Source organism: Bacillus cereus group sp. BfR-BA-01356 (assembly GCF_022663635.1).
Classification (GTDB): domain Bacteria; phylum Bacillota; class Bacilli; order Bacillales; family Bacillaceae_G; genus Bacillus_A; species Bacillus_A cereus.
In genome coordinates, this window is record NZ_JAKUFX010000001.1 from 60,357 (window position 1) to 71,800 (window position 11,444).

Sequence of the window (11,444 nt, forward strand, 5' to 3'; positions counted from 1 at the left end):
AAGAATCATGTTCATTCAGCGCCACTTATATAAAGTAAAAAGCTAGGAAGAACTTCTCCCTAGCTTTCTATTACTCTTCTTCTGCATCAACGATAAAGTTCGGATCTAATTCTTCAAATTCATCATCAGCAATTTGGAAATCATCATCTGATTCTACGCAGCCTTCAGGATTTACACTTACACAAATTTTCGTTTCTCCAACTACTTCTGTTACAAATTCACGTTCTACAGTTACAACAATTTTATTACCATTTGGTGATACAAGTGCTTCTAAACAATTTGGCGGCTGAATAACACGAGCAATAATTTCTAAATCGTCACCAGAAAAGTTTTTATCACGATAACCAATACTTACTTCGTCCGTGTAGTTCACACGTTCTGTTACAACTTCAGTCTTTGTATTTCCATCAAATGAATACCAAGTGTTCACATCATAGAAACCTTCAATTTCCACATGTTTTCCATTCTTTCTTGCTTCGTACGAGTGGTTAATTACCCAGCACCCTAAAATACTTGTTGGCTCATTATTCGATTCACATGTATGCGTTGACTTTGTATACTTACGTCCTTTTCCAACCACTGCTTTTGTAATAATCTCTCTAAATTCGGACATTCGTAACCCTCCTCAATCACTATTCACTTAATCATATGCGTGACAATAGCGGAATGTGTCATTCTTTTTTTGAGAAGACCTTACGTTTAATCCACAAAAAAAGAGATGTCAATATGACATCTCTTTAACAACCACAATTTCCTTTTTTACTTTCTACCGCTGCGCCAGTTTCACCCTTTAGTACATCACCACCAGTTGAAATTAATATTTCATCTGTTACGTTGTTAGAAATTGTACTAGCAACTAACTGTAATAAGTCATTTACGTATGTTTGTGAAGATTTAAATTGTTGTACGACTGGAATACTGTCTAACTTATCTTGCAATACATCAATTTCAGCTTCTACCTTTTTTAAAGCTTCCCATTTCCCGTAATGTTGCAAGTTTACTGCTTGTTTTTGCAGTGCTTTAATTTCATCGATTGCGCGCTTTACATTTTCATTTTTATGAATTTGCGCCTCTGCTTTCTTAAAAAAATCAACTTCTTCTGTTTCAGAAATCATTTTTGCTAATTCTTTCGCTTGTTCAACAATGTCATCTTTCGAATATACTTTCATCTATTATTTCACCTCAATCGGCTCTTCAACTAATTCCCCGTTAAGAGACCAAGTTTTTGCTTCCGTTATTTTTACTTTCACAAGCTGACCAATTAAAGATTTTGAAGCGACGAAGTTTACAAGTTTATTCGTACGAGTATAACCTGCAAGTACTTCCGGATTATTTTTACTTTCCCCATCAACTAACACTTCTACAATTTGACCTTTGTAACGACTATTCTTTTCAATTGCCAACGTATTTACTAGTGTATTTAAGCGTTGAAGACGTTCTTTCTTTACTTCCATCGGTACATTATCTTTCATTTTTGCAGCTGGTGTACCTTCGCGAGGAGAGTAAATGAATGTAAAGGCAGTATCAAACCCTACTTCACGATATAACGACATCGTTTCTTCAAATTGCTCATCTGTTTCATTTGGAAAACCAACGATAATATCTGTTGTTAATACTGCATCTGGAATTGCTTCTTTAATTTTTCTTACAAGTTCTAAATAATGCTCACGCGAATATTTACGTGCCATAATTTTCAGCATATCCGTACTTCCAGATTGAACTGGTAAATGGATATGTTCTACTAGGTTGCCACCTTTGCCAAGCACTTCAATTAAGTGATCATCGAAATCACGTGGATGGCTCGTTGTAAAACGAATACGGGCAATATCAACTTTACGAAGTTCGTCCATTAAATCGCCAAGACCGTATTCTATATCTTCAAAGTCTTTACCATATGCATTTACGTTTTGACCAAGTAAAGTAATTTCTTTATAACCATTTGCAGCTAAATGACGAATCTCTTGGATAATATCTTCTGGACGTCTACTTCGCTCTTTTCCGCGTGTATACGGTACAATACAATACGTACAGAATTTATCACAGCCATACATAATATTTACCCAAGCTTTAATATCACCACGACGTACTTTCGGAAGGTTTTCAATTACGTCACCTTCTTTTGACCATACTTCAACTACCGTCTCTTTCGAGAACATCGCATCTTTTAGAATGTACGGTAATCTATGAATATTATGCGTTCCAAATACCATATCTACATGCTGATTTTTTTGCATAATTTTATTTACAACAGATTCCTCTTGAGACATACAACCACATACACCAATTAAAAGGTCTGGATTTCTTCGTTTGAGTGACTTTAAATGGCCTAGCTCACCAAACACCTTATTTTCAGCATTTTCACGAATTGCACAAGTGTTTAATAAAACTACATCTGCATCCTCAGTTGAAAAAGTTGGTTCATATCCAAGTGCGGTGAAAATACCTGCCATTACTTCCGTATCATGCTCATTCATTTGACAACCATATGTACGAATATAGAACTTTCTTCCTGTACCAAAATTGCGAAACTCTTCAGGTAAGCCAAAATCCCGTTCAATTTTAACTTCTTCTTTCCCGCGCTTTTTCGCATCCTTTAAGGAAGGTGGTTGATATACATTTTCAAAGTATTTACTATAATCTTTCTCTTCTTTTTTCGTAGAGGAATTTGCTTGTTGACTTGCTAATCGTTGTTGCTCGTTCATCGGTAATCTCCTTTCACCCTTAACTATACATACTCTATAGTCCATTTTAATGCGCCTAGACTCACCTCAAAAATGGTTAGATAGCTTGAGAGATAACTTGTCCTTTGAAACTTGAGTAATCAATCTAATCATTCATAAGAATGAAGTCTTCCCCACGCAAATAGACATTCCCTTTTTATCATTTCTTGTTGTCCTACCAAAAAGCATATTGCTTTATCCCTATAAACATTACCATAGTATGATGTATTTCGCCAATTTTAACAATAAAGAGGCCCTTTATGATCTTACATTTCATAAGCAATGAACTTGCCATTTTCATACAACGATTTATATATTATTTTATCATTCTGAATTTTCTAAGTAAATAAGGCTACCCTATATTTTTGTACATAAAAAAAGGTTACCAAATCGGCAACCTCCTCTTCTTACATTACATAAATTCAGCAACAAGCTCATCAAACATTTTCTGATCCATATTTAAATCAGATTTCACTAAAGGCTCTTCACTATAGCCTTTAACAAGTTCTTGATATGATGGTTGCTTAGTATTTTGATAAATTAACCCTGTTACTAAACCGTTATTTTCCATTAAAGTTTGCATAGCCATCATGCGATTAGATGGATCATATCCCTCTACTGTGCTTAGTTTCGTTAAATTCTCTTTAAACCAATCGTAAGTATTTACTTTATTGTAAGTAACACATGGGCTAAATACGTTAATTAATGAAAATCCTTTATGGTTAATACCAGCTTCAATAATTTGTGTTAATTCTTTTAAATCACTCGAAAAGCTTTGCGCCACAAATGTCGCACCAGCTGTTAAGGCCATTTCCATTACATTTAGTGATGGTTCAATTGAACCTTGTGGTGTGCTTTTCGTTTTAAATCCAGCTTCACTACGTGGTGAAGTTTGCCCTTTTGTTAATCCGTAAATTTGGTTATCCATTACGATGTACGTAATGTCGATATTACGACGAATAGAATGGATTGTATGACCCATACCAATCGCAAACCCATCACCGTCACCACCTGAAGCGATAACTGTTAAATCACGATTTGCCATTTTCACACCTTGCGCAATTGGAAGGGCACGACCATGAATACTATGCACACCATATGAATTAATATAACCTGAAATACGGCCTGAACAGCCGATACCAGAAATAACAGCAAGTTCATCTGGATTTAGGCCAACGTTAGCTGCCGCACGTTGAATTGCAGCTTGCACTGAGAAGTCTCCGCAACCTGGGCACCAGTTTGGCTTTACACTGTTACGAAAGTCCTTAAATGTTGCCATTTAATACAACCCCTTTTTTGCATTCGTTGTAAATCTCTTTCGGCAAGAATGGGTTTCCATCATATTTTAAAAGACTAGAAATTTTCTCACCATTACCAAGATTCATTTTCATAATGTTAGCAAGCTGACCTGTTGCATTGTTTTCTACTACTACAACACGCTTCGCCTTTTTCACAAGTGGATCGATTTCAGCTGTTGGGAACGGGTGAATTAAACGCACATGAGCATGGTTTACTTTCATACCCTCTTGTTCTAAACGCGTCATTGCCTCTTCGATCGCACCACGAGTTGAGTTAAATCCAACAAGCAATACGTCTGCTTCTTCATGCTTAACATTTTTATAAACAGGGGTATTAAACTTCAAGTTCTCCATTTTACGGAAACGTTTGTCCATTTGATCTTTACGGTTTATTGCTGATTCCGATGGTTTTCCAGTTTCATCATGTTCTACACCTGTAACATGGTGAACACCATTTTTCATACCAGGTAAAACACGTGGTGAAACGCCGTCTTCTGTTACTTCATAACGCTTGAAGTATGCTTTATTTTCACGTTCTGGTAATTCTACTTCTAAATCAAGCTTACCACGACGAATTTCCACTTTATCTAATTTAAGTGGTTCTACTGTTTGTTTTCCTAAAGAAAGCTGTAAATCTGTTAAGAAAATAACAGGAACTTGATATTCTTCAGATAAGTTAAATGCTTCTACAATGTCATAGAAAGCTTCTTCAACTGTACTTGGCGCCATTACGATTTTTGGAATTTCACCATGCGTACCGTAAATCATCGCCATTAAGTCAGACTGTTCTTGCTTAGTTGGTAATCCTGTACTTGGGCCGCCACGTTGTGTATCAACAATTACTAATGGAGTTTCTGTAATACCTGCTAAACCGATTGCTTCCATCATTAATGAAAGACCTGGACCAGCAGATGCCGTTAATGTACGAACACCAGCATAGTTTGCACCGATTGCCATTGTACAAGCTGCGATTTCATCCTCAGTTTGGATTACTGTTCCGCCGACTTTCGGTAATTTTTTAATTAAGTATTCCATAATTTCTGATGCAGGTGTGATTGGGTATGCTGACATAAAACGAGCACCACCAGCTACCGCACCAAATGCGATTGCATCGTTTCCAATCATAAACATGCGTTTTTTACCATCAGCTTTTTCAAGCTGCATCATGTTTACTTTCTCACCTAGTAATTCTTTCATATATTGAGAGCCGCGTTTAATTGCGTCCATATTCTTTTGAACGACTTGCTCTCCTTTACGACCAAAGATTTCTTCAACAACATCTAAATAAGCTGTTTCATCTAATCCTAATACTGCACTTGATGCTCCAACAGCAACCATGTTTTTCATTAATGATGTGCCTAATTCTGAAGCAATATCTGTAAACGGTATCACATATAGATTTACATCTGTATTGTCAGGTATTGTTGGATTAAATTTCGCATCCGCAACTACAATTCCACCTGGACGTAGTTCGTGGAAATTAAAATCAATTGTTTCTTGGTCAAAAGCAATTAAAATATCTAAATCATCTGAGATCGCTCGTACTTCTGTTGTACTTACACGAATTTTATTATTTGTATGGCCGCCTTTTATACGTGATGAGAAGTGGCGGTAACCGTATAGGTAATATCCTAATCGGTTTAATGCAATACAGAAGATTTCTCCTGTACTTTCAATTCCTTCACCTTGTTGGCCTCCAACTTTCCATGAAAGTTGACTAATCATCTCCTACACCCCTTTTGGCTGCATTCATTGTAGTGTATTTTTTTACAGTAATAGTTTAGCATTTTTTATGCAAATAAACTACAACGGACGCAAATTATGCCTCTTCTGATTTCCCTGAATCTTTAGTATAAAGCTATTTTGTTTTTCATTCTAGTATTAGGTCTTAAAAAAAGCAATAAAATCAAATGAATTAATTTTAATTTTTCTGAATTTTAAACCAAAACTTAAAAACTCATATGTTCTACAAAATTATCATATAAAAATCGTTCTACAGTAGATGCAGCATAGTGTTTACAAAGCTCATTCATTACATTTTCATAATCTCGATAAACTGATACATTTACAACTGTTTCTAAAATCCCATCAAAATCTGAACCAAATCCTATATTGTACTCTCCACCTAATGAACAAATATATTCGATATGTCTTACTATATCTGTTATATTTGCTTCATTTTCATTCGTTAGAAACTGCGGTACAAAAGTGACACCGATCATGCCATTTTTCTTTATAAGAGCTTTAAGTTGTTCATCGTTTAAATTACGTGGGTGCTCGCAAAATTTCATACAATTTGAGTGGGAAGCAATAGGATTTTTTGCAATCTCTATAACATCCCAAAAACTTCTTTCATTCAGATGAGACACATCAGTCCATACATGTAGCGCATTCAGTTCTTGTACAACCTGTTTACCAAAATTCGTTAAACCCGCCCCACGTGTCTCTAGCGCACCATCAGCTAAGAGATTGGCATAATTCCATGTTAGTCCAAAAGAACGTACTCCTAGGCGATACAACAACCGTAATTTCATTGCTTCTTTTCCAATTGCTTCGCATCCTTCTAGTGTTAATATCGCTCCAACCTCGTCCTGTTTTAACATGTTAATATCATCTTTTGTCTGAATAAACTTTACACCTGGTAGGGATAAAATTTCATTATAAAAAATATCTACCATTTGTAATGCTGCTTCAAATCGGTTTTCATATGCCACTGTTTCTGGTACATATATAGCAAAACATTGTATACTTCCTTTTCTTCTCTTTAACTGTTCAAATGTAATATGTAATTGTGAATCATCGTTAAAATTCCTTTTCCCTTGTGCACTCCATAACTGAAGAAGCACGTCACAATGAGCATCAAAAATTTTCATTTTCATTCCTCCATTATAAAAACAACCTGTTTGCATACTGCAAACAGGTTGTTTAAAACTTAACGAGGTTCTACAATTAATTTTATTGCTGTACGCTCTTCGCCATCAATCATAATATCTGTAAACGCTGGGATACAAATCAGGTCCAAACCACTAGGCGCTACAAATCCTCTTGCAATTGCTACTGCCTTTACCGCTTGGTTCAATGCACCTGCACCAATAGCTTGAATTTCTGCTGTTCCGCGTTCGCGAATAACACCTGCAAGTGCACCAGCTACAGAATTAGGGACCGACGTTGCTTTAACTTTTAATATTTCCATTCCGCGTTTCCTCCTCGTTTCTTTAAAAAGTATTAGCAATTATTTCACTTTTACTTATATTCACGAGGAATGGCGCGTATTCCTGCTAAATTTTCGTAATTTTTCTAAAAAATTAAAATATAATAACTTATCTAAAATTTAACGAGAATTTACTCAAAAAATGGTTGATCGTCATTAATTAAAATACGTTCAATTTTCTTTGCTTTTCCTGTATTTGGATCCACATCAATTAACACTGCACTTAATTGCGTTCTACCATTTGTTACTTCAAATCGTACTGGTAAGTTTGTTAAAAACTTCTTCAATACTGCTTCTCTGTCCATACCTAATATTCCGTCATATGGCCCTGTCATCCCAACATCTGTAATGTATGCTGTTCCGCTTGGTAAAATACGGTTATCTGCTGTAGGGACATGCGTATGCGTACCTACTACTGCTGTAGCACGCCCATCTACATACCAACCTAGCGCTTGTTTTTCACTTGTAGTCTCTGCATGGAAATCAACAAAGATAATATTCGTACGTTTTTTCGCAATATTAATTAATTCATCCACTTTACGGAATGGACAATCAATCGGAGGAAGGAAAGTACGTCCTTGTAAGTTAATAACTGCAACTTCTGTTCCATTACAGTTCACAAAGATAAGTCCTTTTCCTGGAGTTCCTTCTGGGAAGTTAGCTGGTCTTGCAAGATATTTTGCATCATCGATGAATTCAAATACTTCACGATTATCCCAAGCGTGGTTTCCAAGTGTAACTGCTTGCGCCCCACATTCTAAAAAGTTTCGATATATTTTTTCTGTAATCCCACGGCCACCTGCTGCGTTTTCTCCATTAATGATTGTTACTGTAGGTGTATATTTTTTCTTTAATGCCGGTACGTATTGTTGAATCATACCTCTACCAGGAGATCCTACTACATCCCCAACAAATAATATTCTCATATGTCTTACCCTTTCTATGTACTGCATTTTTTATTGCTATAGCATCAAGTAAATTCCTTATAATATGTTTATTATAAGTTTGTTTCACTTTTATACTATATAACTAACTGTCTTTATTTTATCCAATTCCAACACAAAAAAATAAAGTGGTGTTTCACCACTTTATTTTGCGTATTCCACTGCACGTGTTTCACGAATAACAGTTACTTTAATATGTCCTGGGTAATCCAGTTCATTTTCAATACGTTTTCGGATATCACGAGCTAAGCGATGAGCTTCTAAGTCATCGATTGTATCTGGTTTTACCAAAATACGAACTTCACGTCCTGCTTGAATTGCAAATGACTTTTCAACGCCTTCATAAGACTCTGAAATCTCTTCTAACTTTTCAAGACGACGAATATAGTTTTCAAGTGTTTCACTACGAGCTCCCGGTCTTGCAGCTGATAAAGCATCTGCTGCTGCAACTAAAACTGCAATGATAGAAGTTGGTTCTGTGTCACCATGGTGAGATGCGATACTGTTTATAACTACAGGATGCTCTTTATATTTCGTTGCAAGTTCAACACCAATTTCAACGTGGCTTCCTTCTACTTCATGGTCAATCGCTTTTCCGATATCATGTAATAGACCTGCACGTCTTGCTAGTTTTTCATCCTCGCCAAGCTCTGCCGCCATAAGTCCAGTTAAATATGCAACTTCCATAGAGTGTTTTAAGACGTTTTGACCATAACTTGTACGGTATTTTAAACGACCTAAAATTTTAATTAAATCTGGATGTAATCCGTGAACACCCACTTCAAACGTTGTTTGCTCTCCGACTTCGCGAATATACTCGTCCACTTCACGTCTTGATTTTTCGACCATCTCTTCAATACGCGCTGGGTGAATACGTCCGTCCTGTACTAGTTTATCAAGAGCGATACGAGCTGTTTCACGACGAATTGGGTCGAATCCAGAAAGGATTACCGCCTCTGGTGTATCATCGATAATTAAGTCAATACCCGTTAACGTTTCTAACGTACGAATATTACGACCTTCACGCCCGATAATACGTCCCTTCATTTCGTCATTTGGAAGATTTACAACCGAAACGGTTGTTTCAGCAACATGATCAGCTGCACATCTTTGCATTGCAAGAGATAAAATCTCTTTTGCTTTCTTATCCGCTTCTTCTTTCGCGCGAACTTCACTTTCTTTTACCATAACAGCGATTTCATGAGAAACTTCACTTTCTACTTTACCAAGAATAATTGCTTTCGCTTGTTCGCGTGTCAGATTGGAAATGCGCTCTAATTCTGTTTGTTGCTTTTGAACTAACTCTCCCACTTTGCTTTCCAACTCTTCAATCTGTTGTTGTCTCGCTACAAGAGATTCCTCTTTCTTCTCTAACTGTTGCTCGCGTTTATCGAGCGTTTCGTCTTTACGATCAAGGTTCTCTTCTTTTTGCATTAAACGATTTTCTTGTTTTTGTAATTCGCTTCTACGGTCACGAATTTCTAATTCAGCTTCTGTACGAAGTGTATGAATTTCATCCTTTGCTTCTAAAAGCGCTTCTTTCTTAAGTGCTTCAGCATCACGATTCGCTTCGTCTAAAATACGTCTCGCTTCATTAGCCGCACCATTAATCTTCGCTTCAGCAATAGACTTTCGAACAAAAAAGCCAACAACTGCACCGACTGTTGCAAGCAAAATGGAGATGAGTATCCAAACTGTACTCGTCATGATTTCACCTCCCCTTGCTATGAATGAAAAAAGACTGTCGGCATGTACATTGAATTACAACATACAGCAAAGACCGTCGTCCCGCTTTTTTAAGGGACTTTCTTCATTTCACAATTAAAATGTCATATTATTATTTCGGTAAGATTTAAACCTTACTCCGAATATTACTTCTCTTCTTGAGAAGAGTATATTGTATATAAGAAAAAATATACATTCTCATTGTATCTATCGTAATTTTCATTGTCAAGCGTTGTCTACTTTTACTTTCTTTGCCTTCAGCCTTGAATGTGACCTAAATTTTAAAAGTAAGGAGCCTACTATACTGGAAAACCTTAGTAATTCCCATTTCTTTTACTTAAAATATTTAAATATCCCTCTTTACACAACGCATTTGAAGTAAAAAAATATTTTTTATCTATAATATTATGCTCCTTAATAGTAGATAAAAAAATAAAAGACACGAGGCCGTGTCTTTTATTTTTTTAATCAAGAAGAGTTGAATCTTCTGCGCCCTCAGCACCAGAATCTTCACTAATTCCGTGATGCTCACGAATAAAGAAGGCAATTTCTTCTCTTAAATCTGTATTTTCTTTTAAGAACTGCTTCGAATTTTCACGACCTTGTCCTAGGCGTTCTTCATTATAAGAATACCAAGCACCGCTCTTTTGAACGATATCAAGCTCAGAAGCCATATCCAAGATTTCACCTTCTCTTGAAATACCTTCTCCGTACATAATATCAACTTCAGCAACACGGAATGGTGGTGCTACTTTATTTTTCACTACTTTTACTTTTGTTTTATTACCAACGATGTCGTTACCTTGCTTTAATTGCTCCGCACGACGCACTTCAAGACGGACAGTTGAATAGAATTTCAACGCACGACCACCTGGAGTTGTTTCTGGGTTTCCGAACATAACCCCAACTTTTTCACGAATTTGGTTAATAAAGATTGCAATTGTTTTTGATTTGTTGATTGCTCCTGAAAGCTTACGAAGTGCTTGTGACATTAAACGTGCTTGTAAACCTACGTGTGAGTCACCCATGTCGCCTTCAATCTCTGCTTTCGGTACAAGAGCTGCTACAGAGTCAATTACGATAATGTCAACCGCACCACTTCGTACAAGTGCTTCCGCGATTTCTAATCCTTGCTCCCCTGTATCAGGCTGTGATAATAGTAATTCATCTATGTTAACGCCTAATTTTTGTGCATATACAGGATCCATTGCGTGCTCCGCATCGATGAATGCTGCTTGTCCACCTTGACGTTGTACTTCTGCAATTGCATGTAATGAAACTGTCGTTTTACCTGAACTTTCAGGTCCGTAAATTTCGATAATACGGCCACGTGGATATCCGCCTACCCCTAGTGCCACATCAAGTGCTAAAGAACCACTAGAAACTGTAGAAACTCTACGCTCCGCTTGTTCTCCTAATTTCATAATTGAACCTTTACCGAATTGCTTCTCTATTTGTTTTAACGCCATATCTAACGCTGCTTGACGATCACTCATTCAAAATTCCTCCTTAACTGAATTGCTAATCTTATTATACCTATTTTCAA

General features: G+C 36.5%; 10 protein-coding genes. All 10 read right to left on the reverse strand.

The annotated features are described in order from the left end of the window. Nucleotides 1–70 precede the first annotated feature (70 nt). Nucleotides 71–613 carry an outer spore coat protein CotE gene (gene cotE, locus MR168_RS00285; RefSeq protein WP_001288799.1) on the reverse strand — a complete coding sequence of 181 codons (543 nt, stop codon included), beginning with the start codon at nt 611–613 and terminating at the stop codon, nt 71–73. 124 nt (nt 614–737) lie between these two features. After that, nucleotides 738–1,169 (reverse strand): YlbF/YmcA family competence regulator, encoded by a 432-nt coding sequence (locus MR168_RS00290; RefSeq protein ID WP_086411751.1) that lies wholly within the window; start codon nt 1,167–1,169, stop codon nt 738–740. 3 nt (nt 1,170–1,172) lie between these two features. Continuing rightward, nucleotides 1,173–2,702 carry a tRNA (N6-isopentenyl adenosine(37)-C2)-methylthiotransferase MiaB gene (miaB, locus tag MR168_RS00295; protein WP_001005378.1) on the reverse strand — a complete coding sequence of 510 codons (1,530 nt, stop codon included), beginning with the start codon at nt 2,700–2,702 and terminating at the stop codon, nt 1,173–1,175. Between the two features lie 430 nt (nt 2,703–3,132). After that, complete coding sequence (locus MR168_RS00300; protein ID WP_000190155.1) at nt 3,133–3,999, reverse strand: 2-oxoacid:ferredoxin oxidoreductase subunit beta; 867 nt, start codon at nt 3,997–3,999, stop codon at nt 3,133–3,135. After that, nucleotides 3,986–5,743, reverse strand: coding sequence for a 2-oxoacid:acceptor oxidoreductase subunit alpha (locus tag MR168_RS00305; protein WP_000625418.1), 1,758 nt, complete (start codon nt 5,741–5,743; stop codon nt 3,986–3,988). Before MR168_RS00305 ends, MR168_RS00300 begins: the two co-directional genes overlap by 14 nt. A gap of 224 nt (nt 5,744–5,967) precedes the next feature. After that, complete coding sequence (locus MR168_RS00310; protein ID WP_086411753.1) at nt 5,968–6,891, reverse strand: dipeptidase; 924 nt, start codon at nt 6,889–6,891, stop codon at nt 5,968–5,970. 59 nt (nt 6,892–6,950) lie between these two features. After that, nucleotides 6,951–7,211: a stage V sporulation protein SpoVS gene (gene spoVS, locus MR168_RS00315; RefSeq protein ID WP_000404341.1), complete on the reverse strand. Its 261-nt coding sequence runs from the start codon at nt 7,209–7,211 to the stop codon at nt 6,951–6,953. Between the two features lie 149 nt (nt 7,212–7,360). Next, entirely contained in the window at nt 7,361–8,155 is a 795-nt protein-coding gene (locus MR168_RS00320; protein ID WP_001221095.1) for a TIGR00282 family metallophosphoesterase, read from the reverse strand. 162 nt (nt 8,156–8,317) lie between these two features. Then, nucleotides 8,318–9,880 carry a ribonuclease Y gene (gene rny, locus MR168_RS00325; protein WP_000204911.1) on the reverse strand — a complete coding sequence of 521 codons (1,563 nt, stop codon included), beginning with the start codon at nt 9,878–9,880 and terminating at the stop codon, nt 8,318–8,320. 482 nt (nt 9,881–10,362) lie between these two features. Then, on the reverse strand, nt 10,363–11,394 hold the full coding sequence (gene recA / locus MR168_RS00330) for a recombinase RecA (RefSeq protein ID WP_001283860.1): 1,032 nt from the start codon (nt 11,392–11,394) through the stop codon (nt 10,363–10,365). Between the last annotated feature and the right edge of the window lie 50 nt (nt 11,395–11,444).

Excerpts from the sequence above, each read along its gene's own strand:
- MR168_RS00310 (WP_086411753.1), bottom strand. The coding sequence starts at position 6,891 with ATGAAAATTTTTGATGCTCATTGTGACGTGCTTCTTCAGTTATGGAGT.
- cotE (WP_001288799.1), bottom strand. The coding sequence starts at position 613 with ATGTCCGAATTTAGAGAGATTATTACAAAAGCAGTGGTTGGAAAAGGA.
- MR168_RS00300 (WP_000190155.1), bottom strand. The coding sequence starts at position 3,999 with ATGGCAACATTTAAGGACTTTCGTAACAGTGTAAAGCCAAACTGGTGC.
- miaB (WP_001005378.1), bottom strand. The coding sequence starts at position 2,702 with ATGAACGAGCAACAACGATTAGCAAGTCAACAAGCAAATTCCTCTACG.
- MR168_RS00320 (WP_001221095.1), bottom strand. The coding sequence starts at position 8,155 with ATGAGAATATTATTTGTTGGGGATGTAGTAGGATCTCCTGGTAGAGGT.
- spoVS (WP_000404341.1), bottom strand. The coding sequence starts at position 7,211 with ATGGAAATATTAAAAGTTAAAGCAACGTCGGTCCCTAATTCTGTAGCT.
- MR168_RS00290 (WP_086411751.1), bottom strand. The coding sequence starts at position 1,169 with ATGAAAGTATATTCGAAAGATGACATTGTTGAACAAGCGAAAGAATTA.
- recA (WP_001283860.1), bottom strand. The coding sequence starts at position 11,394 with ATGAGTGATCGTCAAGCAGCGTTAGATATGGCGTTAAAACAAATAGAG.
- MR168_RS00305 (WP_000625418.1), bottom strand. The coding sequence starts at position 5,743 with ATGATTAGTCAACTTTCATGGAAAGTTGGAGGCCAACAAGGTGAAGGA.
- rny (WP_000204911.1), bottom strand. The coding sequence starts at position 9,880 with ATGACGAGTACAGTTTGGATACTCATCTCCATTTTGCTTGCAACAGTC.